The 16,895-nt window shown below is 71.2% G+C and carries 16 protein-coding genes and 1 tRNA gene; 14 read left to right on the top strand and 3 right to left on the bottom strand.

Features of this window, described 5'->3' with window-relative positions; all coding sequences use genetic code 11:
- Nucleotides 1–39: 39 nt before the first annotated feature.
- On the bottom strand, nucleotides 40–525 hold the full coding sequence (locus EYA84_RS05325; protein WP_131051884.1) for a DUF1772 domain-containing protein: 486 nt from the start codon (nucleotides 523–525) through the stop codon (nucleotides 40–42).
- 134 nt (nucleotides 526–659) lie between these two features.
- Here EYA84_RS05325 and EYA84_RS05330 point away from each other — a divergent pair.
- From EYA84_RS05330 to EYA84_RS05340, 3 genes are all read left to right on the top strand, one after another.
- Nucleotides 660–731: transfer RNA gene (locus EYA84_RS05330), tRNA-Lys, on the top strand.
- Nucleotides 732–901: 170 nt separating this feature from the next.
- Entirely contained in the window at nucleotides 902–1,186 is a 285-nt protein-coding gene (locus EYA84_RS05335; protein WP_131051885.1) for a type II toxin-antitoxin system Phd/YefM family antitoxin, read from the top strand.
- Nucleotides 1,186–1,494: a type II toxin-antitoxin system RelE/ParE family toxin gene (locus EYA84_RS05340; RefSeq protein ID WP_131051886.1), complete on the top strand. Its 309-nt coding sequence runs from the start codon at nucleotides 1,186–1,188 to the stop codon at nucleotides 1,492–1,494. Before EYA84_RS05335 ends, EYA84_RS05340 begins: the two co-directional genes overlap by 1 nt.
- Nucleotides 1,495–1,820: 326 nt before the next feature.
- Here EYA84_RS05340 and EYA84_RS05350 read toward each other — a convergent pair whose 3' ends face one another.
- A complete protein-coding gene (locus tag EYA84_RS05350) occupies nucleotides 1,821–2,120 on the bottom strand; it encodes a type II toxin-antitoxin system Phd/YefM family antitoxin (protein ID WP_201272298.1) in 300 nt (99 codons plus the stop codon).
- A 160-nt stretch (nucleotides 2,121–2,280) separates the two neighbouring features.
- The gene (locus EYA84_RS05355) at nucleotides 2,281–2,805 is read right to left on the bottom strand and encodes an SMI1/KNR4 family protein (RefSeq protein ID WP_131051887.1); all 525 of its coding nucleotides are present in this window, start codon (nucleotides 2,803–2,805) and stop codon (nucleotides 2,281–2,283) included.
- A 286-nt stretch (nucleotides 2,806–3,091) separates the two neighbouring features.
- Here EYA84_RS05355 and EYA84_RS05360 point away from each other — a divergent pair, with 286 nt between their 5' ends.
- The 11 genes from EYA84_RS05360 to EYA84_RS05410 all read left to right on the top strand — a co-directional run bounded on the left by EYA84_RS05360 (nucleotide 3,092) and on the right by EYA84_RS05410 (nucleotide 16,894).
- Complete coding sequence (locus tag EYA84_RS05360) at nucleotides 3,092–5,977, top strand: FlgD immunoglobulin-like domain containing protein (RefSeq protein WP_236145606.1); 2,886 nt, start codon at nucleotides 3,092–3,094, stop codon at nucleotides 5,975–5,977.
- 199 nt (nucleotides 5,978–6,176) lie between these two features.
- Entirely contained in the window at nucleotides 6,177–7,358 is a 1,182-nt protein-coding gene (locus EYA84_RS05365) for a cytochrome P450 (RefSeq protein ID WP_131051889.1), read from the top strand.
- Between the two features lie 4 nt (nucleotides 7,359–7,362).
- On the top strand, nucleotides 7,363–7,581 hold the full coding sequence (locus tag EYA84_RS05370; RefSeq protein WP_131051890.1) for a ferredoxin: 219 nt from the start codon (nucleotides 7,363–7,365) through the stop codon (nucleotides 7,579–7,581).
- Nucleotides 7,578–9,350, top strand: a complete 1,773-nt coding sequence (locus tag EYA84_RS05375) for a fatty acyl-AMP ligase (protein WP_131051891.1) — start codon at nucleotides 7,578–7,580, stop codon at nucleotides 9,348–9,350. Before EYA84_RS05370 ends, EYA84_RS05375 begins: the two co-directional genes overlap by 4 nt.
- Nucleotides 9,347–10,954, top strand: a complete 1,608-nt coding sequence (locus EYA84_RS05380; RefSeq protein ID WP_131051892.1) for an acyl-CoA dehydrogenase family protein — start codon at nucleotides 9,347–9,349, stop codon at nucleotides 10,952–10,954. The genes EYA84_RS05375 and EYA84_RS05380 overlap by 4 nt, the downstream gene beginning before the upstream one ends.
- Complete coding sequence (locus tag EYA84_RS05385; RefSeq protein ID WP_131051893.1) at nucleotides 10,951–12,639, top strand: acyl-CoA dehydrogenase; 1,689 nt, start codon at nucleotides 10,951–10,953, stop codon at nucleotides 12,637–12,639. The genes EYA84_RS05380 and EYA84_RS05385 overlap by 4 nt, the downstream gene beginning before the upstream one ends.
- A 47-nt stretch (nucleotides 12,640–12,686) precedes the next feature.
- A complete protein-coding gene (locus EYA84_RS05390; RefSeq protein ID WP_131051894.1) occupies nucleotides 12,687–12,965 on the top strand; it encodes an acyl carrier protein in 279 nt (92 codons plus the stop codon).
- On the top strand, nucleotides 12,962–13,894 hold the full coding sequence (locus EYA84_RS05395) for a ketoacyl-ACP synthase III family protein (protein WP_131051895.1): 933 nt from the start codon (nucleotides 12,962–12,964) through the stop codon (nucleotides 13,892–13,894). The genes EYA84_RS05390 and EYA84_RS05395 overlap by 4 nt, the downstream gene beginning before the upstream one ends.
- Nucleotides 13,895–13,902: 8 nt before the next feature.
- Nucleotides 13,903–15,273, top strand: a complete 1,371-nt coding sequence (locus EYA84_RS05400) for an ATP-grasp domain-containing protein (protein ID WP_201272299.1) — start codon at nucleotides 13,903–13,905, stop codon at nucleotides 15,271–15,273.
- Nucleotides 15,270–16,607 (top strand): type III PLP-dependent enzyme, encoded by a 1,338-nt coding sequence (locus EYA84_RS05405; RefSeq protein ID WP_131051897.1) that lies wholly within the window; start codon nucleotides 15,270–15,272, stop codon nucleotides 16,605–16,607. Before EYA84_RS05400 ends, EYA84_RS05405 begins: the two co-directional genes overlap by 4 nt.
- Complete coding sequence (locus EYA84_RS05410) at nucleotides 16,604–16,894, top strand: acyl carrier protein (protein WP_131051898.1); 291 nt, start codon at nucleotides 16,604–16,606, stop codon at nucleotides 16,892–16,894. The genes EYA84_RS05405 and EYA84_RS05410 overlap by 4 nt, the downstream gene beginning before the upstream one ends.
- Nucleotide 16,895 lies beyond the last annotated feature (1 nt).

The raw sequence follows: 16,895 nt of genomic DNA on the forward strand, positions 1-16,895 counted from the left end.
CGGCCCCACCCGGCCGACGTCCCGCGTGCGCGGCGTCCGCTACCGGGCCAGCAGCGCGCCGATCATGCTGGCGAAGGCCCCGACCGAACTGCCCGTCCGGACCAGGTTCCAGCGCACCCACGGCACCTCGAACCGACGCCGGATCGCCGCCAGGTCGGTGATCCCGTCGACCGACCCGGCGGCGTCCAACTGATCATTGAGCGGCACGTTGCACCGCGCCGTTACACCGAGCGTCACCAGGTGCAGGACCAGCGCGGCGACCAGCCACCACAGCACCGCACCGCCGTCACCGAAGTACCCGACGACCGCCACCGCCACCAGCACCGGCCCACCCAGGAACACCGAGATGAACCAGCCGTTGACGATCTTCCGGTTGATCGACTGCATGGTGCCGACCAGCGTCCGATCGTCGGTCGCCGCCAACCCCGGCATGACCGAGCAGGCGTACGCGAAGAACAACCCCGCCACCAGCCCCGTGGCCGCCACGCCCCCGGCCAGCACCACGACCCGTACGCCTTCCGGCACGCTTGCCTCCCCCTGTCGAACCGACGCCCGAGCCGATCCTGCCAACCCGGCACCACCCGGCCACCGGGCAGTCATCGACGGCTGCTCGACAGCCGCGAGCCCGATCCCCGCAGTGTCCGGTAACCTGAGCGCGCGGGCCGCTAGCTCAATGGCAGAGCTGTGGACTTTTAATCCATAGGTTCAGGGTTCGAGTCCCTGGCGGCCCACCTCAGACGGATACCGAACGGAGGGGCCAGTGCGGCGAAGCCGCAGGCCACGGCCGATATCTCGGGTGTTTGCATCGCGACTCGACGCCGCAACCCCGGACAGCTCGCTGCCTCCGGGGGCAGGGCGAAGCAAGTGGCCAGAATTCTGACCAGTCACTAGAATGGTCGCTATGGAGACCATTCCGATCACGGAAGCCAAGGCCCGGATCGCCGAGCTTGCCGACCGGGTCGCTCGGGAGCACGACCACTTCACGATCACCCGCAACGGACGTGCCGACGTGATGCTGATCTCGGTCGCCGAGTACGAGTCGATGCGGGAGACGCTCGACCTGCTCTCCGACGACGAGGCCCTCGCGGATCTGCGCCAGTCGCGGGAGGATTTCGTGGCCGGCGACACGTTCTCGATGGACGAGGTTCGCGCCGAGTTGGAACGGCGTCGCGGTAGGGCAGCCTGATGCCGTCGCAAGGCGAGCGGCGGGACGACACGGGCGAGGTCAGCCCGTACACGGTGATGTTCTCCCGGCAGGCCCGCCGGAACCTGCACGAGGATCTGCCGCTGGAGGTCGCGGTCGCGGCGACGGAGACCATCCAGCACGCGATAGCGGTCAACCCCTATCGGGCGGGCAAACCACTCGACGAGCCCTTCGACGGCTTTCACTCCGCCCGCCGCGGCACCTACCGGGTCATCTACCGGATCAACGAGGCCAAGCGTGTCGTGGAGATCCACTCGATCCGCCACCGACGCGATGCCTACCGCTTCTAGGCCACAGTTGGAATCGCGCTTCATTGGGCTGGCCTGTGCGAAACGCCGGGCCCGGTTGAGGGCCGACGGCGCGCAGGCCGTTCACCCTCGTTCGCGGGCAGGAAGAGCCTGAACGCCGCGACCACCGATCCGTGTTGGCGGGCGCTGGGGTGAGCAGCCTCTACTTGTCAAGGTAGTGACCGTGGCAGGCGGCGATTTCCAGGTCGCCCCCACGGATGCGGTAGATGAGCCGGTGTTCGTCGTTGATGCGGCGGGCATCTTCACGTCCCGACGCAACCAGCCGTCGTAGTCCTCCCAGGCGTGGGGAGTGAACACGATACGCAGCCTCACGCGGCTTCCTTGCCGGGTTTCGGAGAGGAGGACTTCGAGTCGAGTGGATGCTCCTCGAGTAGGCCGGCATCGGCCTGGGCGATGCTCTCCAGCAGTCGGCGGGCGTTCGAGGCGGAACCGAGAACATGCAGCGTCTCGTTCATCGCGTTCCACTCGTCGAGCGACACCATGACGACAGCCTTGCCGCCGCCGCGTGGGATGACGCACTCCTCGGCATCGTCGATCACCGCATCGACCACGGCGGCGAGATTCTTGCGAACATCGCTGATTGTCAGCACCTTCATTCTGGCCCCCACGAGCAGAACGTACGGTCGAACGTACGCTCAATGGTACGTCTAGGTTGCAGGCGTCGGCGGGGATGCCACCTACCCGGACGATTAAACATCCCTTGAACTGGTCAAACGTCCCGGTAGCGGGTCGCCGGTGCGTACCGGAATCCGCCGGCTGTCACACGCGCTAACGGCAGAGGGCGTCGATCTGCGTGTCGAAGTCGGGGAACTCCGCCCGCGCCGCCGCGACCACCTCGTCCGCCGATCGACGGCGATCCGGCGCGAAGCGCTGTGCGATCTCGGTGAGGCGCGGGTCCGGCTGCGGCTCGTGCTCGTGCTCCGGGTACTGCGCCGCCTCCCAGGGACCGAATCCGTCCGCCAGCAGCCACAGGTAGCTCCCCAGGTCCGGCGCCACGACCCCGGTCTCGCCCTCCGATCCGAGGAACACCACCGGCTGTCGTTCGATCGGCTCACCGGCGCGGACCAGCCAGAACGCGGCGTAGCCACCGGTGCCGTCCTGCCCGAAGACGCGGTACTCGGCCCCGTCCAGCTCGGGGTTGCCGGTCCAGGAGCGCCACCAGTCGGCGGTCTCGTCCGGGTCCAGAAACTGCGGGTACGGCTCGAAGTCGACGCCGGCTCCGTCGCGGTAGTCGAATTCCCCCGCGTGCGCTTCGGCCAGCGCAGCGGGCAGGCTACGACGGTTCTCTTCCACGGCAGCACCCTAACCACGACGACCGACATCCTCTCGGCCCGTCAATGTCGACCCGCGCCACGCGGAGACCCGGCTAACCAGCCACAATGGGGCACCACCAAGATCGGCTTCTTGCTATGCTGCCGCCCTCAGATGCGTGGGGACGCCAGGCAGCACGTCTGCCGATCCGATGGTGTCCTTTCTCCGCACCACTTTTCTTGTGGTTTCCGAGGAGGAGACGGTGGCCCTGACCGGGCAACTGCCGGCCGTGCGTACAGCGCGGAACTCGACTGTTCTGACCTTGACGATGTGCCTCGTCGGCACGCTCGCCGCAGTGCCCGGCACGGCGATCGCCGCCTCCCCCGAGCCGACTGCGAAGTTGGTGCTGCCCGCCGAGGCGCGGGCCATCCCGCGCGCCACCCGGATCCTCAACGCCGGCGACACCGGATTCCTGTGGGCACAGGAGGGTGACGACCGTCTGTTGTGGACGGTGTACGCAAACGGCACGACCACGGCGCTCGACCAGCGGCTGCCCGCACCGGTGCAGTACGACTTCCAAGGCTGGTGGCCGTCGGCCCCCTCGTTCCACCCGGGTTGGTACGGGGCGGGTTCGGACACGGTGGCCGTCTACTCGGCCGAGCCGTCGCCACGGGTGACGCTGCTGCGGGGTGCCTCGAACGGCCGCACGGTGACGTTGCCCGAGGGACGGTCCTACCAGGGCACCTTCGGTGACACCATTCTGACCCGCACCGACGACCTGGCGTACCACCTGCTCCGGGACGGTGTGGAGACGCCGGTCTCCGGCTTCCCCGGTGGTGTCACGGAGGCCGCGGTCGAGGACGCCGACGCCCGTTCCGTCATCGTTCGCTACCAGCTCGCCGAACCGTTCGACGAGTGGCGCAAGTGGGGCCTGATCGACGTCGCCAGCGGTGTCTTCACCCGGCTTCCGGACCGGCTCGACCCGTTCGACGCTTGGGAGGTGAGCGGCTTCCGGCTCGCCACCGAGTCGATCCTGAGGCTGCGCAGCGGGCGTTCCCTACTGGACGTCCTGGACCGGGAGGACTTCTCGGCACCGACCCACACGGTCACCACGGGCCACCTCAACTACCAGGCCGCGCACGGGCTGGTCGGTGCGAGCCTGCTCTCGGTCGATCCGATCGCAACGGGCAACAACATCTACCGTGGGCAGCGGCTCTGGGCCGAGCGCGTCGACGGAGCGCGACGCCCGGCCACGGTCATGAACCCGGCCGCGCACCAGATCGTCCAGGCACCGGACGGGTCCGCCCTGGTGGCGGGTGCGCGGGAGTACGTCGAGGAGGGCGACCTGGACTGGGGGATCTGGCGGATCTCGCCGACCCCGGACGGCTCGGTCACCCGGCACCGGATCACGTCGGTGCAGCCGGTGCCGGCGCAGATCCACGGGCTCGCGCTCGGCAGCGGCATCCTCAGCACGGCCGACAACAGCACCATCTACAGTCCCAGCGACTTCCTCGGCACCTACCGCAGCACCTGGTTGACCACGCCGACCGGCGGAGGCGTACCGGCCGTCGAGCGCGCCACCCGGGACGCGCTGGTCGGTGGCCGCGACGGCTCCTGCGGCACGTCCGACAACCCCCGCTGCATCACGATGTTCGCCGACGGCACCGGCCATCACGGTCGCGCCGATCCCACCTACCGCGACGTGACGATGTTGTACGCGAACGGGTCCGCCGCGTCGGGCCCGAGCATCGAGACGAAGCACTTCGCCCCGAGGCTCATCGACCTCTCCGGTCGGTACGCGGTGATCGACGGTGGCACGTACAGCACCCAGTACATCGGCGAGTTCCGGCCCGGGGCGGCGGGTGTCGTGCTCCAGAACCGGTCATTCGTCGGGGCCGCCGTCTGGGGTTCGACGCTGTGGAGCGGCTCGGCCGCCTCCGGTGTGGTGACCGCCACCCAGCTACCCACCGGCACCGTCCTGGAGAGTTTCACCACCAGCAACGGATGCTCGGCCACCCGGCTGCAGGCCGTGGGGCGCTGGGTGTACTGGGCGTGCGTGGACTACACGTACAGCGAGCGTGGCTCGGGTGTCTGGGACCGGGTGGCCAAGCGCCACCTGCCCGCCCCGGCACGTGACGTGCTGCTCGGCGACGGCTACCTGGTCGAGCAGGTGAACGGCGGGCTCCGGCTGGTCGACCTGAACGGCCAGCGCCCGGCCCGGATGCTGGTGGACGCGGACGACCTCGGTCCGGGTGCCGCGCCGCGTACCGCCTGGACCGTTGACCGGTTCGGCGGTGCGGTCGCGTACGCCGACCGGCGGCAGCAGGTCCACATCGTGCCGACCGGCATCCCGGCATCGGCGTTGAGCGTGATCGACTCGACCGTGTCCGACGAGGTCGATGCCTGGTCCGGTCAGTGGTGGCTGTCGAAGCCTGCCGCCTCCTGGCAGTTCGTCGTCCGTGACGCGGCGGGCACCGCCCTGCGTACGCTGTCCGGCTCGTCGGTCCGGGGCCTGCTGCGGGTGGCCTGGGACGGCCGGGACTCCGCCGGTAGGCCGCTGGCCGACGGTGCCTTCGCGTGGACGTTGACCGCCCAGCCCGCTGACGGCGTGGGTCCCGCCCTGACCGTCGCCGGCCCACGACTCGCCCCGCCGCCTCCGGCTCCCGCACCACCGACGGCAACGAAGAAGCCGTCGATCTCGGGCACCCTCGCGGTCGGCTCGACGGTGAAGGCGGCACCCGGCACGTGGAGCCCGGCCCCTACCTCGTACGCCTATCAGTGGTCGGCCAACGGCACCGCGATCAAGAGCGCGACCGGAGCGTCCCTGAAGGTCACGCCGTCGATGGTGGGCAAGCGGCTCACCGTCACGGTGACCGCGAGGCTTGCCGGCCATCCGTCCGGTGTGGCCACCTCACCCGCGTCGGCCGTGGTCGCCAAGGGTAAGGCGTCGAAGGCGACGAAGAAGCCGTCGGTCAGCGGTACCCCGAAGGTGGGCCGGACGGTGAAGGCACTGGTCGGCACCTGGTCGCCGAAGGTCGACTCCTACCGGTACGAGTGGCGGCTCAACGGCAAAGTGATCAAGGGCGCGACGGGGAAGACGCTGAAGCTCAAGTCCTCGATGCGCAACAAGAAGCTGACCGTCGTGGTGATCGCCCGCAAGGCGGGGTACGTGGACGGCAGGTCGACCAGCAAGGCGGTGACCGTACGCCGCTGAACCAGTGGCTCCCGCGCCCTAGGTAGCGGGGTCGGCCGGGCCGACCCACCCTGACCGGCCGGGCATACCCGATCGGGTATGCCCGGCCGGGCGCTCTTTCCGCCGCCCGGCGGTGTCTTATCGAAACTCTCTCACCTCCGCAGACTCGTCTTCGATGAGACAAGCGGGGGAGAGAGGGGCGGTACCGGTGAGCAGAGCCGTGGCCACGGAAGACATCACGCAGCTACCCGAGCTGCCCCTGAAGCGTCAGTGCCCGTACCAGCCGCCGGAGGAATACCGGGAGCTGCGGGAGCGCGGGACGGTCACCCGGGCGCGGCTGTTCGACGGCCGTCCGGTCTGGGTCGTCACCGGGTACGCGGCGACCCGGGCGATCCTGGCCAGCCCGGACACCAGTGTGGACGTCCGGCAGCCGGCCATGCCGGTGCCGGTGCCCGGCATGGCGGGGCTGCGGCAGAGCGGTTCGGCGACCATCGAGGCGTTGCTGCGGACCGATCCGCCGGCGCACTCGCGGCAGCGGCGGGCGGTGCTGCCCAGCCTGACCTACAAGCGGATCAGCGCCTGGGAACCGGAGATCGTCCGGTACACCGACGCCTACCTGGACCGGATGCTGGCCGAGTCGCCGCCGGTGGACCTGCTCGACGTGTTCGCCAAGCCGCTGGTCGCGGAGGTCCTGGGTCGGCTGCTCGGGGTGCCGGAGGCGGACGTCGCGCATTTCCAGACGGTGACCTACAAGCGGTTCAACCCGGTCCGGTCGATGACCGGCTACCTGACCCACCTGCTCACCGAGGGTCGGGACACGCTGCGGGACGGCCAGTTGCGGGATCTGGTCGAGCGGATCGACGAGGGCGAGCTGACCGTCGAGGAGGCGACCGGCCTCGGCATCGCCATCGTGCTCGCCGGACAGGACATCACCGTCAACACGCTGGGCATGAGCGTGCTCACGCTGCTCACCGAGCGTACCCAGCTCGACCTGTTGCAGGCCGAGCCGGAGCGGTGGCCGGACGCGGTCGAGGAGCTGCTGCGGTACCTGTCGCTCACCGGTGCCACGGTCCGCGTCGCCACCGCCGACCTGGAGGTGGACGGCGAGCTGATCCGGGCCGGGGAGGGCATCGTGCTGCTGCTCCCCGGGGCCAACCGGGACGCGGAGCGGTTCGCGGACCCCGACGTGCTGGACGTACGGCGGGCGGCACGCGGTCACCTGACCTTCGGCTTCGGCATCCACCAGTGCGTCGGCCAGCACCTGGGACGGCTGGAGCTGCTGATCGCGCTGCGGGCGCTGTTCACCCGGATCCCGGGGCTGCACCTGGCCGTACCGGTCGAGCAGATCCCGGTCAAGCAGGGCGTGGTGTTCGGGCTCGGCCGGCTGCCGGTGCGGTGGTGACCCGATGACGGTCCTGCTCACCGTCGCGGCGGAGCGCTGTCTCGGCGCCGGGCACTGCGTCCGGCTCGTGCCGGAGGTGTTCGACGAGGACGACCACGGGACGGTCGTGCTGCTGGTGGCCGAGCCGGAGCCGGATCGGGTCCCGGCCGTGCGGGAGGCCGCACAACTGTGCCCCAACCGAGCGATCTCGATTCAGACGACTCAGCAGGAGCGTGAACGGTGACCAGCTTCAGTGCCCGGATGGAGGCCAACGTCGCGCAGTTCGGCGAGCGGACCGCGTTCACCTACGTGGCCGACCCGATGCGTGACGACGCCCCGATCAGCTACTCGTACGCCCAGATCCACGACGCGGCCCGCCGGGTCGGCGCGCTGTTCCAGGACCGGCTGGCCGCCGGCGACCGGGCGATGCTGCTCTATCCGCCGGGCCCGCAGTTGGCCCTCGCCGTCCTCGGCTGCCTGTACTCCGGCGTGATCCCGATCGTGGTGCCGGTGCCGGACGGGCAGCAGCACCGCAGCCAGCGGCTCACCGCGATCGTCCGCAACGCGCGGGCCGCCGCCCTGCTCACCGAGGAGCGGGTTGCCGGTGACGTGGCCACCTGGGCGGAGGCGGCCGGGGTGGGCGACCTGCCGCGTCTGGTGACCGACGCGACCGCGCTGCCCGACGTCGGACAGTTCCGTGCCCTGCCCGACGACCCGGACCGGATCGCCTTCCTCCAGTACACCTCCGGGTCCACCAGCCAGCCCCGGGGCGTCGTGGTGACGCACGGCAACCTGGCCGACAACGCCGGGGTCTACCAGCGCATCCTCGGCGCGCCGTCGGACGCCCGGCACGGCGGCTGGCTGCCGATGCACCACGACTTCGGCCTGATCGGTCTCTTCCTCTCCCCGCTGTACGTCGGCAGCACCACCGTGCACATGCCCGCCTCGGTGTTCCTGCGGCACCCGCAGAGCTGGTTGTTCCTGGTGGACCGCTTCGACGTGCAGATCTCCCCGGCACCCAACTTCGCCTACGAGATGTGCCTGAACCGGATCGCCGAGGAGAAACTCGCCGGCCTGGACCTGTCCCGTTGGCAGGTCGCGGTCAACGGCGCCGAGCCGGTCCAGGCGAGCACGCTGGCCCGTTTCCGCGACCGGTTCGCGCCCTACGGCCTGCGGCCGGAGGCGGTCGGCCCCGGCTATGGGCTGGCCGAGGCGACGCTTGCGGTCTCCTGCGTCGGGCAGTACCGGCTTCCCCGCATCACCCGGGTCGACGCCGCGCACCTGGGCCGGGGGCAGGCCCGACCGGTCGGGCCGGACACCGACGAGGCCACCCGTGACCTGGTCGGCTGCGGCGCGACGTCCGAGATGGACATCCGCATCGTCGACCCGGAGCGCCACGTGCTGCTCCCCGACGGTGAGGTGGGCGAGATCTGGCTGCGCGGACCGAGCGTCGCGCGCGGGTACTGGGAGAACCCCGAGGCCACGGCCGCCGTCTTCGACGCGGAGACCGCCTGTGGCGAGCGCGGTTTCCTGCGCACCGGCGACCTCGGGGTACGCCTCGACGACGAGCTGTACATCTCCGGGCGGATCAAGGAGCTGCTGATCATCCGGGGCCGCAACCTGTATCCACAGGACCTGGAGGCCGAGGCGCGCACCGTGCATCCCGCGCTGGCGCTCGGTGTCGGTGCCGCGTTCAGCGTGCCGGTGCCCGAGGAACAGGTGGTCCTGGTGCACGAGGTACGGGCCGGCCGGGCGACGCCGGAGGAGTTGGCCCGGATCTCGGCGGCGGTGCGGCACCGGTTGTCCCGCGAGTTCGGCGTGGAGGCGAGCGTGCTGCTGGTCCGCCCGGGCGGGGTGTCCCGGACCACCAGCGGCAAGATCCAGCGGGTCGCGGTCCGTCGCGCCTTCCAGGAGGGCTCGCTCACCGGCACGTACGCCGACCTCACCCCGGAGGTCCGCGCCCACCTGAAGGCCACCGACCGGGATCGTGAGCTGGCCGGGGTGGCCCGATGAGCGCCGTCACCACCATCTCGCCGGGCCTGCTGGACGCCGCCCTGGCCACGGCCGAGCCGTTCCGCCCGGACCGGGTCGCCGAGCTGGACCGGACCGAGACGTTCCCCACCGACGCCGTACGTCTGCTGGACGAGCTGGGGGTTCCCGACTGGTACGTGCCGGCGCGCTTCGGCGGCGCGTCGACCGATCACACGCAGCTCGTCGAGGTGGTCCGGACGATCGCCCGGCACGACCTGACCGCCGCGATCGCGCACGCCAAGACCTACCTGGGTGCGGTCTGCGTCTGGGTGGCCGGTGACCCGGAACGGGCCGAGCGGCTCGGGGCGCGGATCCGGGCCGGTGCGGTGGTCTCCTGGGCGCTGACCGAGCGCGGGCACGGCAGCGACCTGGTGGCCGGCGAGCTGACCGCCACCGAGTGCCCGGACGGGTACCGCCTGGACGGCGAGAAGTGGCCGATCAACAACGCCACCCGGGCCGGGACGGTCTGCGTGCTCGCCCGCACCTCGGCCGACGCCGGGGCACGCGGCCACAGCCTGTTCCTGGTCGACAAGGACCGGCTCGCCCCGGGCAGCTACCGGACGTTGCCGAAGGCGCGTACGCACGGCATCCGGGGCGCGGACATCAGCGGCATCGCCTTCGACGGTGCGGTGGTGCCACCCGAGGCGCTGGTCGGGCGGCCCGGTGCGGGCCTGGAGATCGTGCTCAAGGCGCTCCAGTTGACCCGGGTGATGGCGGCCGGGCTCTCGCTCGGCGCCGTCGACCACGCCCGGGAGCTGACCCTGCGGTTCGTGCGGGAGCGGGAGCTCTACGGTCGTCGGCTGATCGAGCTGCCGCACGTGCGGCGCAGCTTCGGGGAGATCTCCGCCGCCGCGCTGGTGGCGGAGTCGGTGGTGCTGTTCGCCGGGCGGGCGGCCGGCGCGCTGACCGGCGAGATGAGCGTCTACTCGGCGGTGGCGAAGGCGCTGGCGCCGACCCTGGTCGACGAGGCGATCGCGCGGTGCGGCGAGCTGCTCGGCGCCCGCGCGTTCCTGACCACCGTGTACGCCGACGGCGCGTTCCAGAAGCTGGAACGGGACCACCGCATCGTGGGCATCTTCGACGGCAACACCTTCGTCAACCGGCACTCGCTGATCACCCAGTTCCCGCGTCTGGTGGCCGGCTGGCGGCAACAGGTCCGGGACGTCGCCGGGCTGCGGGGCGTCGAGGTCGGTGCACCCCCCGACCCGGGTCGCCTGGAGCTGTTCTCCCGCACCGGATGCAGCCTGGTGCAGAGCCTGCCCTTCCTGGTCGAGCAGGTCCGCACGACGGCGCCGGAGAGCGTGGTGCGGCTCGCCGCGTACGTCCTGGACTCCGCCGAGCGGCTGCACGACGAGATGGCCGCCCTGCCGCCGCAGGGCGTGACGGCCGGCGTCGAGGCGTTCGACCTGGCCCGACGGTACGAGTGGTGCCTGGCCGCCGCCGCCGTGCTGCACCGGTGGTCCGCCGAGCCGGCCCGGCCGGAACTGGCCGCCACGCTGGCCCTGATCGTCGACCGGATCGGCGGTCACCGGCCCGACCCCGCCGCCTTCGACCGGCTCACCGACGACCTCAAGGAGCTGTCATGACGGCCCCCGCCCGGCTGGACGAGCTGGAACACCTGCTCGGCGACCCGTCCGACGACGGCAACCCGCTCGGCGGCACGGCCGCGCTGGTGGCCGACGAGAAGGACGAGGTGTTCGGCGCCGCCGAGCGCGCCCTCGACGCGTACTGCCTCAACGCCGAGTTCGTGCCGCGCCGCCACGGCGGGCGGCTGGCCGGGGCCGACGACCTGATCCAGGTGCTGCGGACGGTGTTCCGGCGGGACCCGTCGCTGGGGCTCGGCTACGGCGTCAGCTCGTTCATCTCGTCGGTCAACGTCTGGGCCGCCGGCTCACCGACGCAGACCCGATGGGTGGCCGACACGCTGCTCTCCAACCAGAAGATCGCCTCGGCCTACCACGAACTGGCGCACGGCAACGACTTCTCCCGCGCCGAGTTCGCGGCCCGGCCGGGTACGACCGGCGGGTGGCGGCTGACCGGACGCAAGGAGGTGGTCACCAACGTCACGCGGGCACGGGGGCTGGTGCTGCTGGCCCGCACCGACGAGCGGCCGGGCAGCCGCAGCCACTCGCAGATCCTGGTCGACAAGCAGACGCTGCCGGACGGCGTGATGCGTGACCTGGCCCGCTACCCGAGCGTGGGCATGCGCGGCGTGCAGTTGGGCGGCATCGAGTTCACCGACTGCCCGGTGGACGACGAGGCGGTGGTGGGTCGGCCCGGTCAGGGCATCGAGACCGCGCTGCGCTCGTTCCAGCTCACCCGCACCGCGATCCCCAGCATGCTCGCCGGTGTCCTCGACTCGGGTCTGCGGTCGACCATGGACTTCGCCGCCGACCGGCGTCTCTACGGCCACCGCGTCGCCGACCAGCCCGAGGTGCGGCGGCTGCTCGTCGACGCGTACCTGGATCTGCTGATCTGCGACAGCCTCGGCCTGGTCGCGGCCCGCGCGCTGCACCTGCTGCCCGGCCAGACCAGCATGTACGCCTCCGCCGTGAAGTACCTGGTGGGCAAGCGGCTGATGGACGCGATGCACCAGCTCTCCCTGGTGCTCGGGGCGCACTTCTACCTGCGCGAGGGCCGGTACGCGATCTTCCAGAAGCTGCTGCGCGACCTGGCCCCGGCCGGGTTCGGGCACGCCGCCCGTGTCGCCTGCCTGGGCACCATGCTTCCCCAGGTGCCGCTGCTGGCGCGGCGCGGCTGGGTGCATCCGGAGCCGGCCGACCCGGCGCTGTTCCGGATCGGCGAGGAACTGCCCGAGCTGCCGTTCGCGCGGCTAAGGGTCTCCGCCGGCGGGCTGGACGGCCTGGCCGGATCGCTGGGCGCGGCCGTGGACCGGCTCACCGGCGACGGGCCGGAGCAGCAGCGACTCCGCCGGCTGGCCGGGCAGTTCACGGCCGAACTCGGCGACCTCGCCGAGGCGGGGGCCGCGCTGCACCCCTCCGACCTGGGCGTGGACGCCCGCGTCGAGGTGCTCGACCTGCCCGCCCGGTACGCCACCGTGCTCGCCGCCTCGGCCTGCCTGAACATCTGGCTGGCCCGGGACGACGACCCGGCCTGGGTCACCGGGGCACTGGACCGGCTGGCCCGCAGCCTCGGCCATCCGGGCGACGACCGCGCCGGCGACCACCGCGAGCCGCTCTATCAGGAACTGGCCGCCCGACACGCGGAGCGACGCAGCTTCGACCTGTCCCGCCGACCGCTGCCGGGATGACCCGGAGGCCAGTCCGCACCGCCAACCATCCGAGGAAGGAAACCCACATGGCATCCACCGCCGAGGGCGCGGGCGACCTGCGTTCCTGGTTGACCCGCTGCGTCGCGGAGTACCTGCGCCGGCCCGAGGACGAGATCGACCCCACCGTCCGCCTCGCCGAGTACGGCCTGGACTCGGTCTATGCGCTCGCTCTCTGCGGCGACATCGAGACGCACCTGGACATGCGGCTCAGCGAGACCCTGGTCTGGGACCACCCGACCATCGACGAGCTGACCGCGCACCTGACCGAACTGATCGCCGGGCAACAACCCGCGGGTGCCCGGTGACGTCCATCGAGGCGGTCTCCGCCTATCTTCCGTCGGCGGTCGTACCGATCGAGGAGATCGGTGCCCGACTGGCGATGGACCCGAAGCAGGTGGCGACGTTCCGCCGCTTCTACGGCCTGTCCGAGGTGCGCTACGACCCGGACGGCGACCTGACCCAAATGATGATCAACGCGGCCGGCAAGCTGACCGCGCTGACCGGACGCGAGAGCCAGGTCCGGTACGTGCTCCAGGCCCGCACGTTGCAGACCGTGGCGCCGTACCCGGAGAACCCGCTGCACCAGGTCCGCACCGCGCTCGGCCTGGAGCACGCGGTCTCGTTCGCGGTCACCCAGCACGCCTGCGCGTCGGGGCTGCTCGCCGTGCACCTCGCCGGTGAGCTGCTGGCCGCCGACGGGGACCCGGACGCGTTGGCCCTGGTCTTCGCCGGGGAGAAGGCGTTCACCCCCACCGCGCAGCTCATCCCGAACACCACCTTCATGGGCGAGGGCTCGGCCGCCGTCCTGGTCGGGCTCAGCGGCGACCACGACCGGCTGCTGGGCTACGCCACCCGGACGTACGGGCAGTTCAACGCCGGTCTGCGGATGGACGCCGCGCGGGCCGCCGAGTTCGAGGCGATCTATCAGGACGGTCTGGCCGAGGTGGTCCTGGCGGCGGTGGCGCAGGCCGGTGTTGCGCTCTCCGACGTGGACCTGATCCTGCCGCACAACGTGAACCGGCTCTCCTGGGTGCGGCTGTGCAAGCAGCTCGGTTACCCGGTGGACCGGGTGCTGCTGGACAACGTCGCGTCGACCGGCCACTGCTTCTGCGCCGACTCCTTCATCAACTACCAGACGGCCCTGGAACTGGAGCGGCTCGCGCCGGGCGACCGCTACCTGATGGTCGCCGTCGGGCTCGGCGCGACCTTCTCCGCCATGGTCTTCGAGCACTAGGAGGCATGATGACCGCACCGTTCATACCCCGGCTCAAGACCGCGGTGACCGGCGACCCGGAGGCGCGTTTCGTCTTCCTCGGCAACTTCGAGGTGGAGGACGTGTGGGGCGAGGACGAGCCGGGCCTGCCCCGGATGGCGTTCGGCTCCGGCAGCGCGGTGGTGAACCGGATGGACGAGTTCGCGCTGCTGTTGGCCGGGGCGGGTGACCGGGTGCTGCTCAAGGCCGCTCCCGACCCCGACTACCTGGCCTTCCTGACCGGCCTGGGCGTCGAGCTGCCGGAGATCCACACCGTGTCGGCGCAGAACCCGCAGCACACCGTCAGCCAGGACGTACTCGCCGACTCCGAGCTGCTGAGCCGGATGGCCCAGTGGGCGGAGCAGGGCGCGTACCTGTCGGTGCACGGCGTCTCGGTGCTGGAGGAGGAGATCGCCGCCCGCACCGGCATCCGGATCGCCGGCAGCTCCGCGCAGACCTGCAAGGCCGTCAACAGCAAGGTCTACAGCCGGCAGGTCGCCGACGAGGTGGGCCTGCGGCAGCCGGCCGGTCGGGGTTGCGTCACGATCGCCGAGTGGTCGGCGGCGGTCGCCTGGGCCAAGGAGATCCTCTCGGACGGCCGCCGGGTGGTGGTGAAGGACGCGTACGGGGTCTCCGGCAAGGGGATCGTCGTGGTCGACGACCCGCGCCGGCTGGACCAGATGGACCGGATGGTGAGCCGCAAGGCCCGCACCACCGGCTCCGACCGGGTCGCCCTGGTGGTGGAGGAGTTCGTGGCCAAGCGGGCCGACCTCAACTACCAGATGACCGTGGGGCGCGACGACGACGTCCGGTTCGACTTCGTCAAGGAGGCGATCACCGAGTCCGGCGTGCACAAGGGACACCGCATCCCGGCCCGGCTCGACGACCGCCAGGAGGCGGAGATCCGGGACGCGGCCCGACTGCTCGGCGAGCGGCTGCACGCCGACGGATACGTCGGAGTGGTCGGCGTCGACGCGATGGTCGGCGACGACGAGCGCCTCTTCCCGGTCACCGAGATCAACGCCCGCAACAACATGTCCACCTACCAGCTCCCGTTGCAGGAGCGCTTCGTCCCCGCCGGCTGGGTGGCGCTGGCCCGGCAGTACCCGCTGCGGCTGCCCGAGCCGCTGCCGTTCAAGCGGCTGCACGGGGCGCTCGGCGACGTCCTGCTCACCCGGGCCGGTGAGGAGGGCGTCCTGGTGAACAACTTCGCCACGGTCAACGCCGCCGCCGGTGGCGACGGCGACTTCGACGGCCGGCTCTACGCGCTGGTCGTCGCGCCGACCGAGGAGCGGGTGCGCCAGCTCGACGAACACGTGGCCGGCGTGGTCGCCGGCCTGACCGAAAGGACCGGATCATGACCGCCGAGCACGAGGTGCAGGGCATCGGCATCACCGAGTTGGCCGAGCGATTCGGCACGCCGATGTTCGTCTACGACGGCGAGCAGCTGCGGCGGCAGTACCAGGGCCTGCGGGAGCGCCTGCACCCCGCCGTAGACATGTTCTTCTCGCTGAAGGCCAACCCCAACCTGTCGGTCTGCGCGGTGCTGCACGGCTACGGCGCCTGCGCGGAGGTGTCGTCGCTGACCGAGCTGATCACCGCGCGGCGGGCCGGGGTGGCACCCCGGGACATCATCTTCCTCGGACCCGGCAAGAGCCGCGACGAGTTGGCCGCCTGCCTGCGCGAGCAGGTGTACGCGGTGGTCGTCGAGTCCTTCGGCGAGCTGGAACTGCTCAACGAGGTGGCCGCCGAGCACGACGTCGTCGCGCCGGTCGCGCTCCGGGTCAACCCGGAGTTCGCGGTCAAGGGCGGCGGGCTGACCATGGGCGGCAAGCCGCGCCAGTTCGGCATCGACGAGGCGCAGCTCCTCGCCGCGCCCGACCTGGGCGCGTACCCCCACATCCGGGTGATGGGCGTGCACGCCTACCTGGGCACCCGCATCCTCAGCGAAGAGGTCATCGCCGAGAACACCGCGCGGATCCTGGAGCTCGCCGAGCGGCTGGCGCTGCGGCACGGCTTCCCGCTGGAGATGGTCGACATCGGCGGCGGGCTGGGCGTGGCGTACTTCGAGGGCGAGACCGACCTCGACCCGGCCCTGGTGGCCGAGCGGGTGAACCCGGTGGTGGAGGCGTTCCGCGACCGGCACCCGGACACCCGCGTGATCATGGAGCTGGGTCGGTACCTGACCGCGCCCTCCGGTGTGTACGTGGTGGGCGTCCGCTACGTCAAGGAGTCGATGGGCCAGCGCTTCGCCGTCGCCGACGGTGGCACCAACCACCACATGGCGGCCGTCGGGACCGGCTCCTTCGTCAAGCGCAACTACCCGATGGTCCTGCTCAACCGTCCGGCCGAGCCGGCCGTGGCGGAGTGGCAGGTCACCGGCCCGCTCTGTACGCCCAACGACACCATCGGCAAGAACGTGCCGCTGCCGACGGTCCGTCCCGGCGACCTCATCGGGGTGCTGCGCTCCGGGGCGTACGGGCCGACCGCCTCCCCCGTGCACTTCCTCAGCCACGGCTACCCGGCCGAGGTGCTGGTCCACGAGGGACACGCCTACCTGGTCCGGCACCGGGACGACCCGGAGGACCTGCTCAGCCGACAGCCGACGCACGACGAGCTGGCCGCACCGGCCCGACTCGTGTCGACCGTCACCAGCAACGGACACCCCTCGAACGAAAGGATTCGCGTGTCATGACCGAGACGATTGTGCAGGGTCAGCCCCCGGCGCCGGTGGTGGACGAGGCCGTGGTGGCCAGCGTCCGCACCGCACTCGCCGCCGTCCTCAAGCGGGACGTCGCCACCATCACCCCGGACACCCGCCTCTTCGACGACCTCGGGCTCGACTCGACCAGCGTGCTGGAGTTGCTGCTCGAACTGGAGAACGAGCTCGGTGCCGAGTTCGACCCGGACGACCTGGAGCAGCGGCACTTCGAGACCGTCACCACCCTCTCCGAGTACGTCAACGAGCACGTGAGCCGCTGAC

Origin of the sequence: Verrucosispora sp. SN26_14.1, assembly GCF_004307965.1 — a bacterium.
GTDB lineage: Bacteria > Actinomycetota > Actinomycetes > Mycobacteriales > Micromonosporaceae > Micromonospora.